Annotated in this window: 23 protein-coding genes and 2 tRNA genes; 19 read left to right on the plus strand and 6 right to left on the minus strand. The window is 42.1% G+C overall.

Features of this window, described 5'->3' with window-relative positions:
- Nucleotides 1–10: 10 nt before the first annotated feature.
- The 12 genes from uvrB to aspS (QY304_00995) all read left to right on the plus strand — a co-directional run bounded on the left by uvrB (nt 11) and on the right by aspS (QY304_00995) (nt 16,016).
- Nucleotides 11–2,029, plus strand: coding sequence for an excinuclease ABC subunit UvrB (gene uvrB, locus QY304_00940; protein WKZ26652.1), 2,019 nt, complete (start codon nt 11–13; stop codon nt 2,027–2,029).
- Nucleotides 2,030–2,088: 59 nt separating this feature from the next.
- Nucleotides 2,089–3,558: a HAMP domain-containing sensor histidine kinase gene (locus QY304_00945; protein ID WKZ26653.1), complete on the plus strand. Its 1,470-nt coding sequence runs from the start codon at nt 2,089–2,091 to the stop codon at nt 3,556–3,558.
- 4 nt (nt 3,559–3,562) lie between these two features.
- Nucleotides 3,563–4,348 carry a response regulator gene (locus QY304_00950; GenBank protein ID WKZ26654.1) on the plus strand — a complete coding sequence of 262 codons (786 nt, stop codon included), beginning with the start codon at nt 3,563–3,565 and terminating at the stop codon, nt 4,346–4,348.
- A gap of 81 nt (nt 4,349–4,429) precedes the next feature.
- The gene (gene uvrA, locus QY304_00955; protein WKZ26655.1) at nt 4,430–7,018 is read left to right on the plus strand and encodes an excinuclease ABC subunit UvrA; all 2,589 of its coding nucleotides are present in this window, start codon (nt 4,430–4,432) and stop codon (nt 7,016–7,018) included.
- A gap of 10 nt (nt 7,019–7,028) precedes the next feature.
- Entirely contained in the window at nt 7,029–8,264 is a 1,236-nt protein-coding gene (locus tag QY304_00960; protein ID WKZ26656.1) for a GIY-YIG nuclease family protein, read from the plus strand.
- 58 nt (nt 8,265–8,322) lie between these two features.
- Nucleotides 8,323–9,297 carry a D-alanine--D-alanine ligase gene (locus QY304_00965; GenBank protein WKZ26657.1) on the plus strand — a complete coding sequence of 325 codons (975 nt, stop codon included), beginning with the start codon at nt 8,323–8,325 and terminating at the stop codon, nt 9,295–9,297.
- A gap of 224 nt (nt 9,298–9,521) precedes the next feature.
- A complete protein-coding gene (locus QY304_00970; GenBank protein WKZ26658.1) occupies nt 9,522–10,517 on the plus strand; it encodes a radical SAM protein in 996 nt (331 codons plus the stop codon).
- 14 nt (nt 10,518–10,531) lie between these two features.
- A complete protein-coding gene (locus tag QY304_00975) occupies nt 10,532–11,260 on the plus strand; it encodes a class I SAM-dependent methyltransferase (protein WKZ26659.1) in 729 nt (242 codons plus the stop codon).
- 174 nt (nt 11,261–11,434) lie between these two features.
- Complete coding sequence (locus QY304_00980) at nt 11,435–11,713, plus strand: hypothetical protein (GenBank protein ID WKZ26660.1); 279 nt, start codon at nt 11,435–11,437, stop codon at nt 11,711–11,713.
- Nucleotides 11,691–13,013 (plus strand): asparagine--tRNA ligase, encoded by a 1,323-nt coding sequence (locus QY304_00985; GenBank protein WKZ26661.1) that lies wholly within the window; start codon nt 11,691–11,693, stop codon nt 13,011–13,013. Before QY304_00980 ends, QY304_00985 begins: the two co-directional genes overlap by 23 nt.
- 52 nt (nt 13,014–13,065) lie before the next feature.
- The gene (aspS, locus tag QY304_00990; protein WKZ26662.1) at nt 13,066–14,373 is read left to right on the plus strand and encodes an aspartate--tRNA(Asn) ligase; all 1,308 of its coding nucleotides are present in this window, start codon (nt 13,066–13,068) and stop codon (nt 14,371–14,373) included.
- Between the two features lie 326 nt (nt 14,374–14,699).
- Entirely contained in the window at nt 14,700–16,016 is a 1,317-nt protein-coding gene (aspS, locus tag QY304_00995; protein WKZ26663.1) for an aspartate--tRNA(Asn) ligase, read from the plus strand.
- Between the two features lie 51 nt (nt 16,017–16,067).
- Here the strand turns inward: aspS (QY304_00995) and QY304_01000 are convergent, their stop codons facing one another.
- The 6 genes from QY304_01000 to QY304_01025 form a co-directional block, all read right to left on the minus strand.
- Entirely contained in the window at nt 16,068–17,000 is a 933-nt protein-coding gene (locus QY304_01000) for a thymidylate synthase (GenBank protein ID WKZ26664.1), read from the minus strand.
- 117 nt (nt 17,001–17,117) lie between these two features.
- Nucleotides 17,118–18,662 carry a hypothetical protein gene (locus QY304_01005; protein ID WKZ26665.1) on the minus strand — a complete coding sequence of 515 codons (1,545 nt, stop codon included), beginning with the start codon at nt 18,660–18,662 and terminating at the stop codon, nt 17,118–17,120.
- A 204-nt stretch (nt 18,663–18,866) separates the two neighbouring features.
- A tRNA-Ala gene (locus QY304_01010) sits at nt 18,867–18,940 on the minus strand.
- Nucleotides 18,941–18,991: 51 nt separating this feature from the next.
- A complete protein-coding gene (locus tag QY304_01015; protein WKZ26666.1) occupies nt 18,992–19,627 on the minus strand; it encodes an MBL fold metallo-hydrolase in 636 nt (211 codons plus the stop codon).
- A 6-nt stretch (nt 19,628–19,633) separates the two neighbouring features.
- Complete coding sequence (locus tag QY304_01020; GenBank protein WKZ26667.1) at nt 19,634–20,332, minus strand: coenzyme F420-0:L-glutamate ligase; 699 nt, start codon at nt 20,330–20,332, stop codon at nt 19,634–19,636.
- A 243-nt stretch (nt 20,333–20,575) separates the two neighbouring features.
- Nucleotides 20,576–20,651 (minus strand) — tRNA-Ala (locus tag QY304_01025).
- Between the two features lie 133 nt (nt 20,652–20,784).
- On the opposite strand from QY304_01025, the gene atpB reads away from it, so the two are divergent.
- From atpB to atpD, 7 genes are all read left to right on the plus strand, one after another.
- A complete protein-coding gene (gene atpB / locus QY304_01030; GenBank protein ID WKZ26668.1) occupies nt 20,785–21,555 on the plus strand; it encodes a F0F1 ATP synthase subunit A in 771 nt (256 codons plus the stop codon).
- 104 nt (nt 21,556–21,659) lie between these two features.
- Entirely contained in the window at nt 21,660–21,887 is a 228-nt protein-coding gene (atpE, locus tag QY304_01035) for an ATP synthase F0 subunit C (GenBank protein ID WKZ26669.1), read from the plus strand.
- A 9-nt stretch (nt 21,888–21,896) separates the two neighbouring features.
- Nucleotides 21,897–22,418 carry a F0F1 ATP synthase subunit B gene (atpF, locus tag QY304_01040; protein ID WKZ26670.1) on the plus strand — a complete coding sequence of 174 codons (522 nt, stop codon included), beginning with the start codon at nt 21,897–21,899 and terminating at the stop codon, nt 22,416–22,418.
- Nucleotides 22,402–22,803 (plus strand): F0F1 ATP synthase subunit delta, encoded by a 402-nt coding sequence (locus QY304_01045; protein ID WKZ26671.1) that lies wholly within the window; start codon nt 22,402–22,404, stop codon nt 22,801–22,803. The genes atpF and QY304_01045 overlap by 17 nt, the downstream gene beginning before the upstream one ends.
- The gene (gene atpA / locus QY304_01050; GenBank protein ID WKZ26672.1) at nt 22,796–24,307 is read left to right on the plus strand and encodes a F0F1 ATP synthase subunit alpha; all 1,512 of its coding nucleotides are present in this window, start codon (nt 22,796–22,798) and stop codon (nt 24,305–24,307) included. Before QY304_01045 ends, atpA begins: the two co-directional genes overlap by 8 nt.
- A 1-nt stretch (nt 24,308) precedes the next feature.
- Nucleotides 24,309–25,247, plus strand: a complete 939-nt coding sequence (gene atpG, locus QY304_01055; protein ID WKZ26673.1) for an ATP synthase F1 subunit gamma — start codon at nt 24,309–24,311, stop codon at nt 25,245–25,247.
- 13 nt (nt 25,248–25,260) lie between these two features.
- Nucleotides 25,261–26,637 carry a F0F1 ATP synthase subunit beta gene (gene atpD, locus QY304_01060; GenBank protein WKZ26674.1) on the plus strand — a complete coding sequence of 459 codons (1,377 nt, stop codon included), beginning with the start codon at nt 25,261–25,263 and terminating at the stop codon, nt 26,635–26,637.
- Nucleotides 26,638–26,647: the final 10 nt, after the last annotated feature.

Genomic DNA, 26,647 nt, shown 5'->3' on the forward strand with positions numbered 1-26,647 from the left:
TTTTGCCAAAATGACCCAAAACCGTTTCAAATTGAAAAGTGATTTTTCGCCGGCCGGCGACCAACCAAAAGCTATAGAAAAATTAGTTAGCGGTGTCGGTAAAAAATTTAAATACCAAACCCTGCTTGGTGTTACGGGTAGTGGCAAAACTTTTACCATTGCTAACGTTATTGAGAAAATTCAAAAACCGACCCTCGTCATTGCCCACAATAAAACTTTGGCGGCACAACTAGCTCAAGAGTATCGAGATTTTTTTCCAGAAAACGCTGTCCATTACTTTGTTTCTTATTATGATTTCTATCAGCCGGAGGCCTATATGCCGGTTACTGATACCTATATTGAAAAAGAAGCAATGATCAACGAAGAAATTGATCGTTTAAGACATGCTTCCACTCAAGCACTTTTGACAAGGCAAGACGTCATAATTGTAGCTTCAGTTTCGTGTATATATGGTTTAGGCAACCCCAGTGAATACAAGAAAGCGCACTTGAGTATTGAAGTTGGAGATAAACTTGGCCGATCATCGCTAATCAGGAATCTGGTTGAGATGCATTTTAGGAGAACCAATAGCGATCTAGTCTCTGGCGAATTTAGAGCGATAGGCAATAGCTTGGAAATTATGCCGACTAACGAGAAACTTATTTTTAGATTGGAAATAGATAATGAAATTGTGTCAAAAATTGAAATTCTAAATCCGATTTCCCGTTCAATTATTAGCGAGGAGAATTCAGTTTTTATATTTCCAGCAAAACATTTTATCACTGACGATGAAGAGCTTGAAAGAGCTACTCGCGCCATAAAAAGTGAACTAAAAAACCAACTCAAAAAATTTGAAAAAGAGGAAAAACTTTTGGAAGCCGAACGCCTAAAAAGAAGAACAAATTATGATTTGGCTTTGATAAAGGAAGTAGGATATTGCAATGGAATTGAAAACTACTCGCGTCATTTTGAAAACCGAGAGCCAGGCAAACCCCCATTTACTCTGCTTGATTATTTTGTCTTTGGTCGTAAAAATAAAGATTTTCTGATAATTATAGACGAATCACATGTTACTTTGCCACAAATCGCTGGAATGCAATCAGGTGATGCCGCCAGAAAAAAGGTTTTGATAGAGCACGGTTTTCGCTTGCCTTCAGCCAAAGATAATCGCCCAATGACCTTTGAAGAATTTCAAGGAAGAATCAGCCAAGCAATTTTTACTTCTGCTACGCCGGGAGAGTTTGAGAAAAAAAACAGCCGTCAAGTTGTTGAGCAAATAATCCGCCCAACTGGTCTTATTGATCCTGCTATTGAGGTTAGGCCAATAAACGGAAAAAAAGGATATCCCGGACAAATTCATGATTTTATCAAGGATACCGAGAAAGTCGTGAAGGGTGGTGGGAGGGTTTTGGTGACCACTTTGACCAAAAAAATGGCCGAGGATTTGAGTCAGTTTTTGAAAGAAAAGAAAATCAAATCGGAATATTTGCACAGCGACATAAAAACTTTGGAGAGAATTGAAATTTTGACGAATTTTAGAAAAGGAGACTTTGACTGTTTGGTTGGAGTAAATCTTTTACGTGAAGGTCTTGATTTACCAGAAGTAGAATTAATTGGGATTCTAGATGCAGACAAAGAGGGTTTTCTAAGAAGCGAAACTTCCTTGATACAGATAATTGGTCGGGCGGCAAGAAATGTAAAAGGTCGAGTGATTCTTTACGCCGACAAGCTAACAGATTCAATGAATAGGGCTATCAGTGAGACAAACAGAAGAAGAGAGATTCAAATTTCATACAATAAAAAACACAAAATAATTCCAAAGACCGTGATCAAAAAAATTAGAGACATTACAGAAGACATAAGAAACCGCCACCAAAAAGCTGCTGATTCTTTAGCTTCTCTTGATAGGGAAGTTTATAAAGGTGGCATCAAGAAAATATTGAAAGAGAAAGAAAAACAAATGAACGAGGCGGTTAAGAATTTAGATTTTGAAACTGCCGCTATTTTACGAGATGAAATAAAAATTCTCTTGGGAAGAGGAGAAAAATAATTTTATATCCCCAATGTATTTGTAAGTTTTTATCTTTTTGCTTGCTATAATTTAAAGACATGGCGATCCGACTAATTCACAGTAACAAGTTTGAATCAAACAAATGGTTGATTTCGGCGAGGTGGTTTTACGCCCCGGCGATTTTTGTTATGGGACTTTTGTCCAGACTCGATCCGGTCGGCGATGCAGTATTCCCACTACCGGTAATGCTCCTCTTGTTTTCTATTTTTATTTTGGTCAATGCGGTTTTTTGGTTGACTGCCAAACAGTTGGAAATGAAAAACCAGACCAAAAGAATAAATTATCTCGGATTCGGGCAAATTATGGCAGAACTTGTTTTCTTTTTATTCATCTTCCATTTCTCTGGGGGGATCGAGAGCATCTCATCAATATTTTTCTTCATTCCAATTGTTTCCTCAATAATTCTGTTCAGTCCAATCGGTTCGCTCTTTGTGGCCTTTGTTTCCGCTGTTTTAGTCAACGGAATGATTTTTCTTTCGTATTTTGGAATTGCCCAAAAAATTTACGGTTACTCCGGACGCGAGATTGTTGAGTATGACGAACTTTTAGTGATGCTTTCAACCTCAATAGTTATTTCGGCTGTTTATTTTATTGTCGGCTCATTATCCGGCTACCTGTCTTCAGCTTTGAAAAAAAGAGAATATCAGATTATTGAAGGAAGAAGACAAGCCGAACTTCAGTCCGAAAAGTTGCGTCTATTGAACGAAGAATACAACAAATTTGCTAGGCGCTTAATACGGCAAGATTTAGAATTAAAAAAGGAAACCGAAGAAGTCGAACGTCTTGACCAAGAAAAAAGGGAGTTCGTTTCAACTGTTGCCCATCAATTAAGAACTCCACTTTCGGCTATCAAGTGGACACTCGATACTTTGTTGAGAGGCAATGAAGGGGTTTTAACAAGCGACCAAAGAGCTTTGATAATGAAAGCTTACGAGAGCAATGAAAGAATCATAAGTTTGATACATGATATGCTCGGTTCTGAAAGGATTGACGCCGGTGCCGGTGGTTTCTCTCCAGTTGAAATAAATCTGACTGATTTGCTAGATAATGTGCTCCCAGACTTCCACTCCGTTATTGAAAACAAAAACATAAAAATTGAGATTCAAAAAGAAAAAAACTTACCAAAAGTTAAGGTTGATCCACAAAAAATTCGCGCCGTTTTCCAGAATTTGATTGAAAACGCGGTTAAATATTCAAAAAAAGGTGGAAAAATTACGATCGCCCTTAGTTTGAATAAGGTTGGGGACAAAGTTTTAGCACTAATTTCTGACGAAGGTATTGGAATTCCTAAAGAAGAACAATCTAATCTTTTTAGAAAGTTTTTCAGAGCCTCAAACGCTGTAAAGCTTGAACCAGGTGGAACTGGACTCGGACTTTTCATAGTCAAAAGTTTGATTGAACAGCACGGCGGTTCAATCAATTTTGAAAGTCAAGACGGCAAAGGAACTAAATTTATATTAGAAATCCCCATAAGCCCTGTTCCTCCCGCTCAAAAAGTTGTAAAATAAAACTATGGCAGAAAAAATTTTAATTGTTTTGGAAGAAGACCTCTTTCTTGGCAATGTTATAAACGAAAAAATAAAGAAGGAAGGTTTTGAGACATTGTTTATAAACAATGCCAGAATAGCGCTCTCACAGATGGAGAACTTCAAACCCGATCTTGTGATTCTGGATATCAGTCTAAAAACCATTAGCTCATTCAAGGTGTTGGAAGAAAAAAATGCAAGACAAGACTTGCGACAAATTCCCGTGATTACAATATCACCCTCTGGAGGCGTTGATGAGATAAGGCGGGTTTTAGATCTTGGGGTTAGAGATTATATAGTCAAATCACAATTCAGCGCCGACGAATTAGTATCAAAAGTTAAAATTCAGCTTGTAAAGACTGGTAAAAAAGATGGTAAAAATTTTTTGGAGGGTAGAAAGATTATGTGGGTTGAAGATGATCAATTTTTAAGCGATTTAATTGCCAGAAAACTCTCGCAACAAAAAAGCCAATTGCTTTTTTCAAGAACTGGCGAAGAAGCTCTAAAAGTTTTAGAACAAGACCAGCCGGATGTTATTTTGCTAGATCTTTTACTTCCCGGAATAAGCGGTTTTGATGTCTTGAAAGCGGTTAAATCAAATAATAAATTAAAAGATATTCCGGTCATCATTCTCTCAAACTTCACTCAAAATAACGAAATAGAAAGAACAAGAGCTATGGGCGCCGACCGATTTTTGACAAAAGCGACTGTAGTTTTAGACGATATCGTAAAAGAAATTCAAAACGTTCTTTTTGAAAAACAAAAAATCTAGATTGGAGATGAGTTAGTATTGTGTTAGTATAAACTTTAATACCCCTAGTAAGTTAAGAAAGGGGGTTTTGTTGCTTGTTTTATGCAAAAAAATTCAGGAGACAAGATAATAGTGCGTGGCGCTAGAACTCATAATTTAAAAAATATCACGGTAGAAATGCCGAGAAACAAGATAACCGTGATAACCGGTCTGTCGGGTTCCGGCAAATCGTCTTTGGCTTTTGATACGATTTTTGCCGAAGGGCAGAGGCGTTACATAGAATCCCTTTCTCCCTATGCCAGACAATTTTTGAGAATAATGCCCAAACCTGATGTTGATGAGATTTCGGGCCTGTCTCCGGCTATTTCTATTGACCAGAAATTTCGCTCCGGAAATCCGCGTTCAACAGTTGCGACTATGACCGAAATTTATGATTACCTGCGAATTTTGTTTGCCAGAATCGGCCGACCGCATTGTCTAATCTGCGGAAAAGAGATTGAAAAAATGTCACGTGAAGAGATAAAAAATTTAATTGTTAAAAAAATACGGGAAAAAATCACAAAATCAGGAAAAGAATCTACACTCGAAATATACTCTCCGGTTGTTCGAGGGCGAAAAGGTGAGTATTACCAACTACTCTACGACCTCTTAGGCAGAGGGTATTCAAAAGTTTCAATTGATGGGCAATTAAAAAGTCTAAGGCAACAAATTATTCTCTCCAAAAATAAAAAGCACAATATCGATATTCTTGTTGACGAGATTAAATTTTCCGATTTGTCCTTGTCAGTTCCGACAAACAAGGACTGGCAAGAAAGATTGGGAGAGGATTTGGAGAAAGCGCTTGAGGAATCAGAAGGTCTTGTAAAAATAATTTTTAATTTTGGAAAGACAGAAAAAGAAGAGTTCGTTTGGTCTACTAAATTCTCTTGTCCTTCAGACGGTTATTCGTATCCAGAAATAGAACCGAGAATGTTTTCTTTTAATTCTCCTTATGGAGCTTGCCAAGATTGCAATGGTCTTGGTACCAAACATTATTGGGGTTCTGAACCTTGTCCAAATTGTAATGGTTCAAGATTGAGAAAGGAGGCCTTAAAGGTCTTGATTTCCGGAAAAAATATAGTTGAAATCGGTAGTCTTTCAATTTCCGAAGCAGATGAATTTTTTGGAAATATTAAACTTAACAAGAAAGAAAAAGAAATTTCTGAAGTTGCAATCAGAGAAATAGTTTCTCGTCTGAAATTTATGATTAATGTCGGAATTGAATACCTGACTTTAGACAGGCGAGCCGGAACGCTTTCCGGCGGAGAAGCGCAAAGAATTCGCTTGGCAAGCCAACTCGGGTCTGGTCTGGTCGGCGCACTTTATGTTTTAGACGAACCAACAATTGGCCTACATGCTCACGACAACAATCGACTGGTAAAAACTTTGGCCGAACTTCGAGACCTTGGTAACACAATAATAATTGTTGAGCACGACGAAGATACTATTTATTCTTCAGATTACATTGTTGATATTGGTCCGGGAGCTGGAATTCATGGTGGAGAAGTGGTGGTTTCTGGTTTTTTGGAAAAATTATTGACCGAAGCAAATTCGTCAGCTAGCAGAAAAAATAATTCTCTGACCCTTGATTACTTGAGAGGTGATAACAAAATTCCGGTTCCGGAAAAAAGACGGGATACAGAAAAAGGCAAAATAATAATAAAAGGTGGGAAAGTTTTTAATATAAAAAATTTAAATGCTGAAATCCCTCTCGGTAAATTTGTGGTAATAACCGGTCTGTCGGGCTCCGGTAAATCGTCTCTACTTTACGAAATTCTCCATAAAAATTTACAAGCCAGGTTTGATCGTAGATACAGAAGCGCAGAAATTTTTAATTGTCAGTCTTTTACTGGTACAGAATATCTAAACAGAGCAATTTTAATAGACCAGTCACCAATTGGCCGAACCCCGCGCTCTAACCCAGCGACTTATACCGGCGCATGGACTTTTATCCGCGAGCTTTTCGCCGAAACTTCCGAAGCTAAAGTCCGCGGTTGGAAACCTAGCCGTTTCTCTTTCAATGTCAAAGGTGGTCGTTGTGAAGCTTGCCAGGGTAATGGAACCATAGAGGTTGAAATGCAGTTTTTGCCGACTGTTTATGTCACTTGTGATGTGTGCAACGGCCGTCGGTTTATGAAAGAAACTCTTGAGGTTAAATATAAGAAAAAAAATATATATGACGTCCTAAAGATGACAATAGAAGAAGCGCTTGATTTTTTCAAAGATATTCCGGGAGTTTACGACCGTTTGAAAACCATGGACGAGGTTGGCTTGAGCTATTTAGAGCTTGGTCAGTCTGCTACCACGCTTTCTGGTGGGGAAGCGCAGAGAGTAAAGATTTCTTCCGAACTTTTTCGGCCCGATTTATACAAAACAATTTATCTTTTAGACGAGCCGACGGTCGGCTTACATTACGAAGATGTAAAAAAACTTGTTGAGATTCTTCAAAAATTGGTTGATAAGGGTAACACCGTCGTAACAATCGAACACAATATGGATTTCATAAAAAACTCCGACTACATTATTGATATGGGGCCGGAAGGTGGAGACAGAGGTGGTGAAATTGTTGCCAAAGGCACACCTGAACAAATTGCTCAATCTAAAGATTCCTATACCGGAGAATATTTGAGAAAAACTCTAAAGAAAGAATAATTCATAACGAATGCGTTCAGATAGCAAAATGAATCCTTCGCTTGCTAAAAAAATAAAAAACCTGCCGGATTCTCCTGGTGTTTATTTATTTTCAGCGAGAGGGGGTAAAACGGAAGACGAAAAAATTCTTTATATTGGTAAAGCCACGTCTCTTCGGAACAGGGTAAGAAGTTATTTTAATGGAAACTTATTATTTTCTCGCGGCCCCTTGATTGCCAAGATGGTTGAGGAAATAAAAAATATAAAGTATCAAAAAACCGATTCTGTCCTTGAGGCGCTTATCTTAGAGGCCAATTTAATTAAAAAATACAAACCGAAATACAATACTCAAGAAAAAGATGACAGGAGTTGGAATTATATTGTGATAACCGACGAAGATTTCCCTAGAATTCTCACCATCCGCCAAAAAGAACTCGCCCTAGACCCTAAACCCTATACCCTAATGGCTAGCTTCGGTCCTTTCCCCCACGGAAACCAATTAAAAGAGGCCTTGAGAATTCTTAGAAAAATCTTTCCTTTCTACTCGAGCGACACAAAAAACACCCAAGGTGAAAGATTTTACAAAGAAATAGGATTGGCTCCAAACCAAAACAAATCTGACTATCAAAAAACAATTAGTCATCTAAAACTCTTCCTTGAGGGTAAGAAAAAACAAATTATTTTTAATCTAGAAAAAGAGATGATGGGTGAAGTCAAAAAACTCAATTTTGAAAAAGCGGGGGAGTTGAGAAACAAAATATTTGCTTTAAAACACATACAAGACATTGCCTTACTGAAGAATTTGGATGAAAGTGGTGTAGACCAAGGGAATTTTCGAATAGAATCTTATGACGTGGCACATATTTCAGGGACATTTATGGTTGGCGTGATGGTTGTCCTTGAAGAAGGAATTTTCAAAAAAAGTCAGTACAGAAAATTTAAAATAAAAAAAACAGAAGGAGGCGACACATCAGCTCTATCTGAAATTATCGATAGAAGATTTAACCACGCCGAATGGCAGATGCCAAATCTTGTCTGCGTTGATGGCGGAATAGCACAAAAAAACGTAGCAGAAAAAATTTTAAGAAAAAAAGATTTATTCATTCCGGTAGTTTCAGTTGTTAAAGACAAAAAACACAAACCGAAACAAATCCTCGGGGATAGAAAAACGATTGGTAATCGGCAAAAAGAGATTCTTCTCATCAATCAAGAAGCTCATCGTTTCGCCTTATCTTTTCATAAAAAATTGAGAGACAAAATTAATTGAAGATCCATATCGCTTTTCTATTAATGCTATTTGTTTTTCAACTGATATAATAGTAATTATGTCAAAGATTGGGAAAATTAGAGTTGGCGTTTTGCGCGGTGGACCATCTGGCGAATATGAAATTTCTCTTAAAACCGGCAATGCAGTTTTAGAAAATCTGCCGGCAAAATATCATCCGATTGATATTTTCATAGACAAAAACGGGATTTGGCATCACCACGGATTACCTTACCAACCGGAAAAAATCTTAAAACATTTGGACGTGGTTTTTAATGCTCTACATGGAGAATATGGCGAAGATGGGAAAGTTCAAAAGGTTTTTGAACACTTTAAGATTCCATATACCGGCTCAAACTCATTTTCTTCAGCTTTGGCAATGAACAAGGTTTTTTCTAGAAAGATTTTCGGTGAAGTTGGTTTAAAGATTCCAGAAGCCGAAGTTCTAAAGAAATCAGAAGCCAGTTATTTGAAAGTTTTTGAAATTTTTTCTCACTTACCCAAACCGATTGTTGTCAAACCATCTTCAGGTGGATCGTCTTTGGGAGTTAATATTACAGACTCTTTGGAAAATTTTTCTGAAGCAATTTGGAACGCCTTTGAGTATTCTGAAATTGCTTTGATTGAGCGGTGTGTTGAGGGAATTGAGGTTACCTGCGGAGTAATAGAGGGTGTAAATCAAAATCAAATTTTTGCTCTGCCTCCTATTGAAATTCGACCTACAAATTCAGATTTTTTTGACTATCAAGCAAAATACAGTGGAACAACAGAAGAGATTTGTCCGGCTGAATTACCAGAAGATTTAATCGAAGAAGTAAAAAATGTTGCAATCTTAGCCCATAAGGCACTGAATCTAAAACATTATTCTAGAACAGACATGATTATTGACGATGACGATAATATCTACGTTCTGGAAACCAACACTCTGCCCGGTCTAACATTAGAATCGCTTTTCCCAAAATCGGTAAGGGCTGCCGGTTCTAATCTGTCAGACTTTTTAGACCACCTCTTAACCCTGGCTTTAAAAAATAGGTAGGTTTTTGTACTAACCATCTAATTTTGGTGGTGTTTGTTTGAAAAAGTCAGGACCCATTTCGAGCAGAACCCCGACTAATGTGCCACGCGCGGAGCGCGGTAGGAATGCGTGGCGGATTTTTGCCAAAGCTTGTATAGATGACGAAATTGTGGTAGCTTATTTCTGGATGAAATCCATGGTGGATTTCTCAAATTGCACATTCACAACTGAAAAAGGAGATCAAAATGGAAACAAGAATTGGACGTCAATACATCACTTCGAGGCAAGAACTCGGAATTGCTCGATCCGAAACACTTCAACATCTCTTTGAAAATCATTCAAAATCCTCAACAACTGAAAATAAGGTGGGGTTCGCTTCACTTTATGTGACAGGACGTTGCCACCTGAACTGTCCACACTGTTACGCTGAAGAGGAGTTTGCTGGACTTTCAAAAGATGCTTCGACTGAACAGATGGTGAGAATCATCAACTTTCTGTGCCAGTTGACGAGCAGAATACAGCTCACTGGTGGGGAAATTTTCGTCCGAGCAGATCCTGAGTCTCGACGAAATGACACCCTTCTTTTGGTAGATGAAATCTCGCAACGCAATCGGGAAGTGATTATACAAACCACAGGAATGCATATCACTGTTCCAATGCTTGAGTTTTGTGCTGTACGTAACGTGAAGTGGTTTTCGCTTTCACTTGACGGTCCAGATGCAGAATCAAACAGTCTCATCCGAGGAAACGACTCTGCGTTTACAAAGACAATAGAGTTAATTCCCCAGCTGAAACAATTCGGTTTTAAAGTAAAAGTCGGAACCACAATGACGGCCATTACCCAAAAACGAGAGAATCTTATCAGGGTTGGAGAGTTGATGGCGAAACTCGGCGTTGACAATTGGAAGATCACACAATTCTTCGGTCGGGAAAAGGGTCGAGCATCTGGAGAAAATGCACATTGGCTTAGTGTGCCTGACGAGCTCTTTTATTCTCTTACCACGGAACTGCAGAATATGTTTCAAGGCAAAGAGATGAGGGTGACGACACATAGCGTCAATGACTTTTCTTCAAGCCCTGCTCTATTGGTTCAGCCCACAGGCATAATAACGGTGACTCACGGGGCTGACGATGTGTACGTTGGGAATGCCCTCACGGACAAACCAACAGACACAATTGCACGACTAGAATCAATGAGCGGAATCACTTCAATTCAGGTCAACGCCCAAAAGACTTACTAAAAGAGGAGTAATCTATGAAGCCACTTTTTTCTCGAGAAGAGATGGAGAATGTTCTGAATTCTCCTAGGAAAGGAAGCGGATCAGGAATTGGCCTTTACCGTGAGGGATATCGAACTCATGGTATTAATTTCTGGGGAATGAAGGTTGGAAGCAAAGTCCAAGAGTTTCTTGATAGAAACTCTAACACTGACTGGAGCCAGTCTTCTGTACTGGAAATCGGTGCAGGCACGGGAAAAAATATCTTCGAGCTTGTTCGTATAGGTGTAAATAGGGCTGTTGCTGTAGAGATTGATTCAATTGCAATCAGTGTCTTTGTTGACACCCTCGTTCGTCTCGAAGAATGTGGACTTGTGCCCGAAGGCCGGGTTTCTATAGTGAAAGATGATGCACTACAGTTTCTGCGACACAACAGTGAGCGGTTTGATATCGTTGTTTGCTATGGTGTACTGCACGTTTTGAAACAGCAAGAACAACTCGTTTTGTTGGCGAAAAGCGTGACAAATGCCGTAGCAAAAGGCGGTCATCTCATACTTCAAACAATCACTAACAAATATCCAGCACCAGCCTCACAGCCTGAGCTTGAAGGAGTGATCGTCACACCTAGACTAGTGAAAGAATTGTTCCCAAAGGATATATGGGAGATAATAAGTTGGGATGAGGAAGATATCGTCCATAGTCATCTAGGCTCAGAAGAAGATCATCGTCACGGCTCCGTCCGTTCAATTTTTAGGAGTCTACGGTGAAGAGTCCGAAGACAACATGGCCCTGACTGTCATAGCACAGTCAGGGCTTTCTTTATCATCTTTGGTAATACTTTTGGACATACACTGAAGTATATGTTATGATATCGCAAGCCTTGGGATAATCTCGAGGTTTTGTTCTTTTACAATCCAATCCTGAAAGGAGGAACAGCACGTATGCGCACAGCAGAAGAAGTCATGATGCGCTGCAAGCTCATCCTCGATCAGCCGGACATCGTCCTTCTGGTCGATAAGAGCAGCAGTCCAACGGCGGCCTACGACATGGTCATGGACGCAACCCACAACGACGAGACCGCGAAAGCGGCTCGCTGGCTCGGCGTATTGAGAAGGGATTACCCCGATCGCTACGCCGAAATCACCCACAACACTCTCAGCCACGTTCAGAGGAACACGGCGAGGAAAGGAGAACGGAATGAAAACGACGTATGCAGTTGACCTACTCCACAGTCCTTCTGATGGAACGACGGTTGTGCTCTACGGTTGGGTGAAAGCCCGCCGGCGACATAATCACGTCGTTTTTCTGGACATCACGGACTCCACTGGTTCGGTGCAGTGTGTGGTCGAAGCTGGCAACAAGCCCGCTTTTGAACTCGCGCGGCGCATGAACCAGGAAACGGCGGTTAAGATCACTGGTGTCCTTGCGGATACTGGCCGAGCGAACCCGCAGCGGGAAATCCGCGTCGACAATATCGAGGTCATCGGCGTGAGCACCATCAGTGTCTCTCCGTATCCGCGGGGAAACATCGACATTCAAGACCCGAGGTTGCAGGAGCAACTTTTGGACAAGCGGCATTTCTATCTCCGCAACGAGAAATTTGCCGCCATCCTGAAGTTTCGTCACGTCCTCACAAGGATCGTGCATCAATGGTTCCATGAGAATGGGTTCATTGAGATCCACGCTCCGGTGCTGACACCAACGCCGCTGTACGACGATCGTACGGCTATGGCAATCAAGGTACATGAGCAAGATGTATACCTGACACAGTGTGTTGGGTTCTATCTCGAACAAGCAGTTCATGCTCTCGAGAAGATCTACAACATCGGTCCCAGCTTCCGCGCCGAGGAGAGCCGCTCCAAGAGACATCTCATGGAGTACTGGCACATCAAGGCAGAGTTGGCGTTCGTGGACTTTGAGGACATGGCCTCAGTAGTCGAGCGGTTCATCCATGATGTGAGCGAGCAGTGTATCCGCGAGGGTCGCGAGCTTGCAAACATTATCGGCACCGAGATATGTGGCGACGGACTTAAAACTCCGTTTCCGCGCATTGACTACGCCGAGGCGGTGGAGTGGCTCAAGACGCAGGGTTCCGATATTGAGTTTGGCAAAAGCATGGGTTCCGACGAGGAAACTATGCTCTGCCAGCGGTTCGGCGACACTCCGTTTTGGATTGTCGGCATTCCACGACCCATCGAACCCTTTCCTTATGTGATTGACGCAGCCGATACTCGTCGAACGAAGACGGCTGATTTGATCGCAAGTCGAGGGTTTGGTGAGCTTCTCGGTATTGCCGAGAAGATTCATTCTCTGTCGATGCTCGATGAGCGGCTGGCAGAGAAAGGTAAAGCCGGTGACGCCCGCTACGAATGGTTGCGGGACCTTCGTCAATACGGTTGTGTACCGCACGGAGGGTTTGGTATGGGGCTTGAACGGTTCATCCGTTGGCTCTTGCAGATCCCGCATGTGCGAGACACCATTCCTTTTCACCGAGCGTTCAGTAGGAGGATTGATCCATGAGTACCACATACGCCAAGCCAATCACGGCAAGGCATACCAAAAGGAGAACATCATGCAAAGAACACTGATCAAGCAACTCGGATCCGAGGTCGGCAAGACCGTTCGGATCTGCGGATGGGTGGGAACGTTCCGCGATCAAAAGCGGATGCAATTCATTATCGTCCGTGACCACACCGGCAATGTACAGGTGGTGCACGAGAAGTCGGCAAACGCCGAACTGACGGCAACAATCGCCAGCCTCACATCCGAAAGCGCAGTGGAAATCATCGGCAAGGTTATTGCCAATCCTATGGTCAAGCTGGGCGGGATGGAAGTGATGGCCGAATCAGTGAACATCGTCAGCAAGGCGGAAGCACTTCTGCCGTTTGGCGAAAGCCCGACCATCGAAACTCGACTGGACTGGAGATTTCTGGACCTGCGTACTCCGCAGAACCTACTGATCTTCAAGATTCAGACGGCGGCCGAACACGCTATGCGTTCGTTCTGGACGGCGGAGGGGTTCATCGAGATGCACTCCCCGAAGTTCATGGGTAGCGCAAGCGAGTCCGGTGCGGAGCTCTTCGAGGTAAAGTACTTCGACCGCAAGGCGTATCTCGCTCAGTCGCCTCAGTTTTACAAACAGATGGCGATGACGGCGGGGTTCGACCGCGTGTTCGAGATCGGGCCGGTCTTTCGGGCCAACCCGTCCTTCACTTCGCGGCACGACACGGAGTTCACCAGCGTGGACGTCGAAATCTCGTGGATTGACTCCCACGAGGACGTCATGCAGCTTGAGGAACGTTGGCTTCGCCATGTGCTTCAGGTGGTGAAAGCCGAGTACGGCGAGGAGATCAAGGCGACGTTCGGCACGGAGATCACGGTTCCCGAGCTTCCGTTTCCGCGTGTGACTATGGAAGAGGCGTACAACATCCTCGACCAGATGGGTCACCGAATCGAGCGGGGCGAAAAGGGCGACCTCGATCCGGAGGGCGAGCGACTCTTGTGTCGACACTTCCACGAGAAGACCGGCCACGAGTTCGTCTTCGTCACCGAGTACCCTGCTGTGGTGCGAGCGTTCTACCACATGCGTCCCGAAGGAAAACCCCATCTCACTAAGAGCTTCGACCTTCTCTGGAAGGGACTTGAAGTGACGACAGGGGCGCAAAGGGAGCATCGCTACGAGATCTTGGTGGAGCAAGCCAAGGAGAAGGGGCTCTTGCTTGAGCCCATCCAGTACTATCTGGACTTCTTCCGCTACGGCTGTCCGCCTCACGGCGGTTATGGCTTCGGTCTCACCCGTATGCTCATGGTGATGCTGAGCGCGAAAAGCGTGCGTGAGGTGACGTACCTCTACCGAGGCGTCAACCGACTCACTCCGTAAGGAGGGGATCGACAACCAACAAGGCTCTGATTGTGTTTATCACAGTCAGAGCCTTTTTTCTTGCTATTGCTGTATATATATCTTACTGCTATTATAGAAACATAAAGGCATTGAAGCTGCTGACACAGCTGAGCCAAGGGAAGAAATCTCGTAAAAGAGAAATTAGAGCCCTTCGGGATAAGCCCGTAATAGCTTCGAGTCGTAGTAAGGCGACGATGAGGTTCGGTATTGCCGAACAAAGTAAGGTGGCACCGCGAAAAGATCGCCCTTACAAGTTCATCGATTTTTAATCGGTGATTTTGTAAGGGTAATTTTTATTTAGAAATATGCAGAGACTTCATATAAACGAAATTAAAGAACATATTGGAAAAAAGGTTAAGATTGCTGGTTTCGTCCAGACTATACGCGATCAAGGGAGCATCAAGTTTCTTCTGATACGCGACATTACGGGAGTTATTCAAGTTGTGGTCACCAAACATAGCCCCGATGCTTTAGCTATAGCAAAAACTCTTACTCACGAATCAATAGTGGAAATCGTTGGTTTAGCTAAGGAGGAAAAGCAAGCTCCTGGAGGTTTTGAAATTGAAGTAGAAAAACTCATAATTTTATCTCTTGCCGACCCAGAACTACCGATACCGATTATAGTGAAGGGACAGCAAGGAGAAACAGAACAATCAATACGTCTTGATTGGCGTTGGATTGATCTGCGCAAGCCTCAAGGGTCACTCACATTCAAGGTATGGACCGAGCTTGAAGCAGCTTTCCGCGAATTTTGGACAAAAAACGGTTATATAGAAATACATTCTCCGAAACTAATTTCTACCGCAAGTGAGTCCGGTGCGGAAGTATTCGAGGTTAAATACTTTGATCGCAAGGCATATCTAGCTCAATCTCCGCAATTCTACAAACAGATGGCGATGTCAGCTGGATTTGAAAGAGTTTTTGAAGTCGGACCGGTGTTCAGAGCGGAGCCATCATTTACATCGCGACATGCCACAGAGTTTACTGGTTATGACGCTGAAATATCATACATTGAGTCTCATGAAGACGTAATGCAAGAGGAAGAGAAGGTTATCCAATTCGCCGTCAGTAAGGTAAAGGAGAAATTCGGCGAGGAAATAAAACAGGTTTTCGCCAGAGAAGTCGTAGCCCCGACACTTCCATTCCCTAGATTGACTATCAAAGAGGCTAAAACGATACTTACCGAAATGGGCGTAACCGGAGAAAAGGACGGGGACTTGTCGTCAGAAGAAGAACGCAAGATTGGTGAGTATGTAATGAATACATTTGGCCATGAGTTTGTGTTTATCACTGAATATCCAGCAAAAGATCGTGCTTTCTATCATATGCGCGATGAAAATGATAAAACTCTCACAAAAGGTTTTGACCTTCTTTGGAACGGTCTTGAAGTAACCACTGGCGCTCAACGAGAACATCGCTACGATGTGCTTGTAAAGCAGGCGAAAGAGAAAGGAATGGATTTAGAGTCTTTGAAATTCTATTTAAACTTCTTTAAGTACGGCTGTCCTCCACACGGCGGCTTCGGTATGGGGCCAAACAGGATGATTATGAAATTGCTCGGCATAGACAATGTACGAGACGCGATGTTTATCTACCGCGGAGTAAAACGCCTTGAACCATAAATAAAAAGTCTCCCGAACGAATCGTCGTTCGGGAGACTTGGTGTTGGCACATTATGCCCATCTCTTTTCCAAGGATAAGTAATTCTTGTAAGAAGATAGTAGGGCGCCTTGTCGGTTGTGATTAGAGATCGCTTCCTCAATATCCTGCTTAGTGTCGTGATTATCTCTTGCGCGGACACGCAACACTTCACAAGCAATTGTTGAAAGCATATCTGCCCAAACCGGATTAAACTCATCCCAGACTTGCTTCAGAGCAGCTTGCAGTGTAGACAAAGAACCCACATCCTCTCGTATCCTCTGTTCTTCAGAAACCAGTAATTTCCTGGTTTCCTCTGAAAAAGACTGGATTGGCGTCATTCTCTTTGACTGTTGTATTTCCGACACAAATGATGGTATAAAATCGAAATCCTTACCTCGAAGGTGTGCGGAAACTGCTGTGTGCCAATATGATCCAACTTCCATACCGACTCGTGCCGCCATGCATTCCTGCAAGAGGGAAAAATCAAAGATGTTGTAGGGTAAGAGTTTTACCACATCATTGGCTCGCATACAGACCGTTGAATGCAAGACATTTCCCCTTGGCATAAATACTATGCTCATTGCGCATGGAATGTCGCGAGAATCAATTCGCTCCAAATCACCACTGTCGTAAACGGTGATCACGGCACGTTTTGTGTCTGGTCGTTGAGCGATGAGTTTTGCAACTATTTCAAACTGGTTATCAATCGGTTTGTTTCCGAATATCCGCTTTCCATAAGATGAACCAGGAATTGTTTCTCCGTCATCAGAGAACTGACGAACTCTATCCGTGTAGAACGCGATTGGATCAAGCAGATTTGAGCCCGATAGCATATACATGAATCGGGCGACTGCAAGGCCAGGATTGAATATCGGAAACAATCCGCTCCCCAGTATCCTTTTTCTTGGATCAGTGAGACACACCGAAGCATTCCACACTTCTTTGATCGTTTGACCATGGTTCATGGAGAGATCACTTGATTTGTACGTGAGACCATGATCCATGATTTCTTTGGCGACGAGTCTAACGACGATGTTAACGTCGTCGCTAGACAGACAGATTTGCTTGGAACACCACATATCTTATCCTCCTTTCTGTTTCCAGTTGGTGATTGTCTTTCTGATTCGCGACTCGTCTTCTTTACTCACCTGATCCAACCAGACACTCTCTTCATTCCCGATAATGGGATCAAGAACACGTGGAGCATGTTCACTTCCTACAACCGGAAGTCGAGCGTGTGGTTTTGAAGTAAGATACATCTGCTTAAGATTCGCGTCTGACAGGTTAATAAGTTCTCGAACCAGTGGGTTCTCGAACTCCACTCCACCGATAGCGCGATCTTTCAGAATGCGTATGGTGAGATAGAGACGAAGAGCAGAAGTTTCCATTGCTGTGAACGGAATTTGGAAGACGAAGTTACGCGCATCCAAGATTTTATCGAGATCTGACTCGACCTCTTTAGCATACGCAAGCAGCACGTCCGTGGGTTCCGAAACAGCAGTACGCTGTAGAATGTCTTGGGAAACCTGATTCCAGTACTCATTCCATGACCCAATAGATTCTATTGGCAACCATGTATCCGGTGCAGAAGCGTTAATAATGAATCGCCCGTCTGCAGGAAGATACACGCACAGGCGCTTTTCTTTTTGTTTTCTGGGAGTTATATAACGCTCTGCCCCGGAGAGTTCCGACTGCCAGTAGCTATGTCCTCGCAAGACAGTTTCGTAGAAGTTGTGACCTTCTCCATGTCTTCCACGCAAGGAAAGATTGAAGAAAGAATTACCAACCTCTTCCTCTTCTTTGATTTCACGCCACGAAGTCCCTGGAACCTCTGAACGACTTAGCTTCTTGCCGAAACCCAGGAAATATACCGGTTTGTAGATCACTGGGATTTCGATATCATCAACGACCAACCATCTCGTTGGGAAACCATCAATGATGGGCAGGTTTTTCACGGGATCGTTGTCGTTTTTTACAGGGACGAGTTTTGCTCGCAGTTCTTTCGCAAGAAGTACATCTAGGTTTTCTCTAGGATCAAGCAGGGTTCTCACTATTGGACGAATGGTCAATCCTTCTTGAGTATGCAGTTTTGCGTATTTAATTACCCGTGCGACATTTTGAACGGACACCTTGTGAAAAGTGTCAAAGCTGATCCGTATCACGAAATCAAGCTTCTTATTTCTCGCTTGGTTGCCACGCAACATCGCAGAAGTAAGCTGATCCAGGACAAGACGAGTTTCTTCTTCGCTGTTCGCGAAGTACAAGCTTGTGATACTCACAACTTGCCGAATGTGCCGGAGGTGTTCGACCGCGTAACACATCGAGTCGAGGTTTTCGTAGGACTCTCCGCCACCAGAGAAAACAACAAGCTCCAGACCTGATTCATTCATGATGTGTACGAAGCGCTCAATTTGTCTCATCGAGACTGCTGGAGGATTTCCGCCAAAGATTTTGGTTGTCAAAGCGGCAGAGAACAAGCAATTCGGACAAGTTAGAGCGCATTTATCAGCAGCGTTAACTACCGCAACGGAGACTCCAGGATTTGCGATTACTCCAAGTTCTGGCGTATGTTGGACAATGTAACTCCGGACTTTTTGAGAGAGTTTGGATGTGAAGATTGTTTCCATTTTGATCTCCTTTTTCAGTTGTGAATGTGCATTTGAGAAATCCACCATGGATTTCATCCAGAAATAAGCTACCACAATTTCGTCATCTATACAAGCTTTGGCAAAAATCCGCCACGCATTCCTACCGCGCCCAGCGGGGCGTCCTCATTCGTGGGGGTTCTCCGCAAAATCGCTCCGTTTCTTTAATTCCGAACAAGTTTCGTTTGGTGGACCCGAGGAGAATCGAACTCCTGCTTCAGCAATGCGAATGCTGCGTAATACCACTTTACTACGGGCCCGAATTGGACAGTATATTTGCGCGAACCTTTTTTTTTAAAAAACAACGGCTATTAAAATTCGAGTTCCTTATCAATTTCTAGAATCACGAATTTTATACCTTTTGGCTCTAAAACTTTTGGCGGTATTGCGTGTGTAGAGCCGGGTTGTTTCAAAATGCCCTCATGCACAGGAAAACAAGTTTTCGGTTTGATAAGAAGCGCATAGTCAATCGCTTCTAACAATCTCATCCAAGGCCCTGCCACAGGCAAAGCTAAAACCTCAACTTGTTTTCCTGGATTCGTGAAAGCGTCTCCCGGATAGAAAAGTTTGTTAGCGATGAAGTAGCCAGTATTTTGAATTGGCGGAATTGAAGTGTGCATGAGGGCATGATTTTCGCCAAAGCCCTCTATCAAAACTCCGTCTGCGTCAAGATTTTGACCGTCTTCAACTACACTGAAAGCAATATTATCTTTTTCTAAAAGTGCACCAACACTTTTATTGGTAATAACTTTTGCTTGCGGATTATTTTTCAAAAGTGCTTTTAGTGAATCAATATGAAAATGGTCGGCGTGTTCGTGCGTGATTAGCACGAAATCAATATTTTTTACTTCACTTTGTTGTGTTGAATAAGTTCCAGGGTCGGTCAAAATTCTGACTCCGTTTTCTTCAATCAACAAGCAACAATGTCCAAATTTTGTGATTTTCATAGATTTTCAAAAATATTTAGAAAAGAGGGGTCGGTACATATCTTCTCGGATGTCAATATGTAGTTCCTTGCGGTGAATTTTATCACAAAATTCAATAGGTATTTTTTCAATAATTGCCAAAGGTTGTTGCTCATTCCCTTCGCCCATGATGAACACCGCGGCCGTAGCAAGACTGTCAGCAACATTAGTTTTAGAAAATTTAAATTTTCGCCCAAAAATATCGGGTGTACCACGATAACTTTTCACACCACAAAAACCCGCGTATCCGAGAGCAACACCGGTTACACCCGCTCGGAGCGGGATCGTGCGGCTGTCGGTAATCAAAACACCGAGATGTCTAATGTTGTAATGTTTCCGTAATTTGTTGCGAAGATCGCGAGCCGTCTTGAAACTGTCTTTTGGTAATAAAATTAACTTACCATTCGCATTTGATTCGTCAATTCCGGCAGAAGCCATCACCACCCCGTCTTTGATGGTAAGCCAGGCGTATTTAGTGGGGATAGCAAATTCGCTTTCCGCGCGAATGAGTTTTTCTTTAGTTTTTATATTTTTGACGACAACTGTTCGCTTTTCCGCAAGGGCGACGATTTTGGAAGTAACGACAATTACAGATTGATCTGGAATTTTTTTAAAGTGATCGGTAATGAACACAAGTAAGTCATCACCCTCTTGGAAAACACGAGTTTTGATTGGTCGGGTAATCATAGTTTTTGATAATAACTTTATTTTTTAATAGTTTTAAAACAAAAATCCACCTTATAGGACGGGAACGGATGCACAAAACTATCCACACCCTATTGATCACGAAGGTGGGGTTAAATAAAGCTAGACCAAGTTTGTATAAAATGATTGTATAGCACGACTTTGAAATTTATCTGACTAAGTGATGAAAATGGAAACTTCTTCCGCAAAATCGCTCCGTTTCTTTAATTCCGAACAAGTTTCGTTTGGTGGACCCTAGCGGACTCGAACCGCTTGCCTCCGCATTGCAAATGCGGCGCTCTACCAGATGAGCTAAGGGCCCGATAAAAACATGATTACACTGCGAACTAGCCAAGTATACTGAAAAAGGCGTAATTTTTCCACTTTTTATTTCTATGCCTTATGTTATAATTTTTCAAAATCGGACAGGTTTAGTCCTGCCTATGTTTTAATTTATGGAAAAAATCCACATAAGTTTACAAGCGGAGCCAATTTTTTACATTCTGGGGTTTGCTGTCACAAACAGCATTATTTTATCGATCATCGTCGGAATTCTTCTGGTTGGAGGGGGGATGTTAATGGTGAGAAATCTAAAATTAGTGCCGGGTAAAGCTCAAAGCGTTGCGGAGATAGCAATTGACGGAGCCCTATCTTTCATGACTCAAGTCGTCGGTGACAAAAAACAAGCTTTAAATTTTTTTCCTCTTGTCGCTTCAATATTTTTTTTCATACTTCTCAATAACTGGCTCGGGGTAATGCCCGGTATTGGTTCAATTGGAGTTTTTGCGGATGTTCATGGGCACAAAGAATTTATTCCTCTTTTCAGACCGGCGTCAGCAGATCTTAACACCACTTTTGCTTTGGCCATTGTCGCGGTGATCGGCGTCCATATTTACGCCATTAAAAAGATAGGATTTTTCAAACAAGTGTCAAAATTTATTGATATAAAACACGGCCCAATTCATTTTTTTGTCGGAATTCTGGAAATAATCGGGGAATTCGCTAAAGTACTTTCTTTCTCCTTCCGTCTGTTTGGTAATGTTTTTGCCGGAGAAGTCCTTCTGATTATTATGCTCTCCCTTTTACCGCTATCTGTAAGTTTCGGGGTTTTGCCTTTCTTTTTCCTTGAATATTTTGTAGGCTTCATCCAAGCATTGGTATTTGCCATGCTGACATTGGTCTTCTTAAAGGTAGCGACGACAGAGGTGGAGCCAATGGAACATTAATGAATAGGGTATGGAGTTTAGAGTATCGGTTTTAGAGACATGATGGTTTTAATTATAAAAAAGTCGTTTTAAAAATTTATTAATTAATAATTACAACAAACAATATGGAAGTAGAATCAATGAGGTTGTTAGCATCAGCTTTAGCTATCGGAATTGGGGCATTGGGCCCAGCCATAGCAATCGGTTTACTCGCCGGTAAAGCAATGGAGTCAATCGGTAGAAATCCGGAAGCCGCGCCAAAAATCCAGACCGCAATGATTTTGGCTATCGCTTTTGCTGAAGCTATCGCTATTTATGCGCTGGTAGTAGCGCTGATTATTAAATTTGTTTAATAATTTCTTATGGGAGATTTATTGGGTAATCTTGGAATTGACTGGAAAATATTAATTGCACAGACGATCAATTTTCTGATCGTGCTTTGGTTGCTCAATAGGTTTGTTTTCAAAAAAATCACCAAACATCTTGAATCTAGGAAAGATAAGATTGAGCGTGGCTTGGTCCTAACCGAAAAAGCCGAAAGGGAAATAGAGAGGATAAATGAAGCTCGGCACCGAGAAATTGAAAAAGCTAAAAGTGAAGCAGAGAAAATCTTGATTGACGCAAGAAGTACTGCGATAGAAAAAGAAAAAGCGGCAATCACCCTCGCCCGTCTGGAATCTGAAAAAATATTGAATAAAGCAAAAAGAGAAGCGGAAGAGGAGAAAAACAGAGCCGTTCTTAATGGCAAAACCGAAATGAAAAAATTAGCCATTTTGATTGCTGAAAAATTGCTTTCTCGTAGCACTAAACCAGAAGATCAAGATACAGCAGCAGAAGAAGTATTAAACCAATTGGAAAAAATGGATTATGCGAAACAGTCCTAAAAAATACGCGGAAGTTTTGGTGTCAGTGCTTACATCCGCCTCATCCGAAGCGGAGATAAAAGACAAGGCAAAAAAACTGAAGCTCATATTACAAAAAAGAGGCGAGGTAAAATTAGCTGGAGATATTTTGCGCGAATTCTCCCGAGCTTGGGCCGAGAGGATGGGGCCAATCGCCAAGATTATTTCAGCAACACCGATTCAAGAAAAAACTAGAGAAAAAATTTATTCTGAATTGAAAGCTAGAGGGTATGTTCCAAAAGAAAGTATCGATGAGAGTTTGATTGGTGGGCTTTCGGTTTTTCTAGGAAATCAATATTTAATCGACGCCTCTTACAGGGGAAAATTAAGGAAATTAGAAAAAATAATACAAGCCAGCCATGAATAAAAACGACTTCACATTTGACATCTTAAGGAAAGAGCTTGAGGGTCTAACAGACACCGGATCTGCAGAAGAGATTGGCAAAGTCATAAGCGTCGGAGATGGGGTGGCACAGATTGAAGGATTGCCCGGCGTTTTGTTTTCCGAAATGATTGAAATCGGTGAAGATGCCATACCGGCTATGGTTTTAAATTTGGAAGAATATGCTATCGGCGCGGTAATTTTGGGCGAAGATACAAAAATCAGAGAAGGTGATATCGCGCGCAAGACTGGCAAGGTTTTGTCAGTCCCTGTGGGTGAAGAAATTTTGGGTAGAGTTTTAAATCCACTCGGCAAGCCGATAGATGGAAAATCAAGTCTGCCAGCAAACATGAAAACTTTGCCAATTGAAAGACCAGCGCCCTCGGTTTTTGACCGACAAAGTGTTGATACACCACTTGGAACAGGAATTAAAGTTGTTGACGCGGCAATTCCAATCGGTCGCGGGCAAAGAGAACTTATTATTGGTGACCGACAGATTGGCAAAACAGCTCTAGCACAAGATACGATTTTAAACCAATTAAACGAACCGGAGGATAAAAGACCAATTTGTATTTATGTTGCCATTGGTCAAAAAGCTTCGAAGGTTGCAAAATTTGTCCAGGAATTAGAGGAGAGGGGGGCTATGGATTTTACGATTGTTGTTGTAGCAAACGCTTCAGAACCAGCTTCACTTTGGTACATTGCGCCTTACGCTGGCTGTTCTATGGGAGAATATTTTCGGGACAAAGGTAAGGATGTTTTAATAATTTACGACGATCTTTCAAAACACGCCTGGGCTTGGAGACAAATTGCTTTACTTCTCCGCCGTCCACCCGGACGCGAAGCTTATCCGGGAGACGTTTTCTATCTACACTCAAGATTACTTGAACGTGCCGCTCGGCTTTCCGACAAAAAAGGTGGCGGATCTTTAACTGCTCTGCCAATAATCGAAACCCAGCTTGGCGACGTCTCGGCTTATATTCCAACAAACGTCATCTCCATAACCGACGGTCAAATTTATCTTGAATCTGATTTGTTCTCAAAAGGTCAGAGGCCAGCAGTTAATATCGGACTTTCCGTTTCTCGCGTCGGCTCGGCCGCACAAACCAAAGCCATGAAAAAGGTTGCCGCCAAACTAAAACTCGATTTGGCGCAATTTCAAGAACTTGCAGCTTTTGCCCAGTTTGCTCAAGATTTGGACAAAGAAACCAAAGCTAAAATTGACCGGGGAGAGAGACTGATGGAAATCTTAAAACAAAGCCAATACAAGCCAGTGCCTTTAGAAAATCAGGTGGTCATCTTGTTTGCAGTAAATGAAGGATATTTTGATTCAGTTCCTCTGGAAAGAGTCCGGGAATTTGAAGATAAAATTGTTAGACACATGGAAGACAATCATCCAAAAATTCTAGAGATAATAAGAAACTCAAGAGACTTAACAGACGAATCAAAAGAAGAAATCAGAAAAGCGCTTGGAGAGATAAAAATTTGATATGCCATCCTCAAGACACCTAAAAAGTAAAATAAAGTCAGTTAGAAATATCAAACAAATCACCAAAGCGGTGCAAATGGTTTCGGCTACAAAAATGAGACGTTCCCAAGAGGTGGCGTTAAACGCAAGACCCTACGCCAAGAAATCTTTTATTCTTCTGTCCCACTTATTAAAATACTCCGAAACAGACGAAAAAACCGTGTTTTTGTGGCAGAAAAATAAAAACAAAAAATGCGCTTTAATTGTCATAACTTCTGATAAAGGATTGGCGGGCAACTTTAACAGCTCATCCTTAAGAAGCGCCTGGCAATGGAAAAATACAAAAGAGGAGGAGGGGTTTGAGGTAGATATTGTGACAGTCGGCAAAAAAGCCCGAGACTTCTTCCGAACAAAAAATTCAAATATCGTGGCCGAATTTGCAAATCTTGGCGATCTGGTTAGTTTTGAAGATACAAAAAATCTTAGTCATTGGGTTTTAGATAATTTTAAAAACAATGAATACGGCAGTATTTTTGTTTGTTCAAACCAATTTATTTCAGCTTTGTTACAAAAAGTCGGGATCCATCAGGTCTTGCCGTTAGACAAGGATGAACTGCAGAAAACCATAGACGGAATTGTCCCCAAAACCGGAAAATATTCAGAGATTAAAGAAGAAGCCCATAAAGAAGAAAATAATTTATCCTACCTTCTGGAACCGGCAAGAGAAGAGATAATGGGAAATTTATCGGAAAATTTGATAAGGATAATGATAATGCATTTTATATTTGAATCAAACGCCTCTGAACATTCAGCCAGAATGTTGGCGATGAAAAATGCGACTGAAAACGCCGGACGACTTCAGGAAGAATTAACCTTGAAGCTGAACAAAGCTCGTCAAGCAGGAATCACTCAAGAATTGACGGAAATCGCAACCGCCAAAGAGGCACTTACAAACAATTAACAACCAATTACATATGAACAATAGCAAAGGAAAGATTATACAAATTATGGGTCCGGTAGTTGATGTAGAATTTTCGGAAGAAAGTGGAAAACTGCCTTCCATTCAAACTGCTCTAAAAGTTAGGCGAGAAAACCAAAAAGATTTAGTGTTGGAAGTGGCCGGACATTTGGGAGGAAACCGGGTCAGAACTTTAGCTATGGATTCTACTGATGGATTAAAAAGAAAGACCGAAGTTGAAAACACTAACGCTCCGATTTCCGTGCCAGTTGGCGAAGAAGTTTTAGGAAGGGTGTTTGACGTTCTTGGAAATCCAATTGACGAAAAGGGGGAAGTAAAAGCCGAGAGGTCCTCGATCTATCAACCGGCTCCAAAATTGGAAGACCAAAAAACCGAGCCGGAAGTTTTCGAAACTGGAATAAAAGTTATTGATCTTTTAGCGCCCATCATCAAAGGTGGCAAGGTCGGGCTTTTTGGAGGCGCCGGAGTTGGAAAGACAGTTCTTCTACAAGAGCTTATCGCCAATACCGCAAGAGAGCATGGTGGGTATTCTGTCTTTGCAGGTGTAGGAGAGAGAACCAGAGAAGGAAATGATCTTTACCGAGAAATGGAGGAATCAGGGGTATTAAAAAACACCGCCATGGTTTTCGGGCAAATGAATGAAGTTCCGGGCGCTCGTTTTCGTGCGGCTTTAACCGGTTTGAGAATGGCCGAGTATTTTAGAGATGTGAAAAGAAAAGATGTGCTTTTGTTTATTGATAACATCTTTAGATTTGTCCAAGCTGGCTCCGAGGTCTCGGTCTTATTGGGCAGAATGCCGTCAGCCGTGGGTTATCAGCCGACCTTGGCAACAGATGTCGGTCTTCTGCAGGAGAGAATAACCTCAACCAAAAACGGTTCGGTTACTTCTGTTCAAGCAATTTATGTTCCGGCTGATGACATTACAGACCCAGCTCCGGCTACCACTTTTTCTCACTTGGATTCAACAATAGTTTTATCTCGTGAATTGGCCTCGCTCGGAATCTATCCAGCTGTAGATCCGCTTGATTCACGTTCTTCAGCGCTTGATCCAAACGTCGTCGGCGAAGAACATTATTCTGTCGCCAGAGCAGTCCAGAAAATTTTACAAAGATACAAAGAATTGCAAGATATCATTGCGATTTTGGGAATGGAAGAATTATCTGACGAAGACAAGAGGATTGTCGCCAGAGCCAGAAGAATTCAAAAATTTTTATCACAACCATTTTTCGTTGCCGCCCAGTTCACCGGCAGAGAAGGAAAATATGTTCCTCTAGCCGACACCGTTAGAGCTTTCAAAGAAATTATTGACGGCAAACATGATGCAAAAGACGAATCCGCATTTTACTTAAAAGGCGGGATAGACGAGGTTTAATTTTGAAACT

The sequence above is a fragment of the Candidatus Paceibacterota bacterium genome (assembly GCA_030583745.1).
Classification (GTDB): domain Bacteria; phylum Patescibacteriota; class Minisyncoccia; order Phycocordibacterales; family BOKC01; genus BOKC01.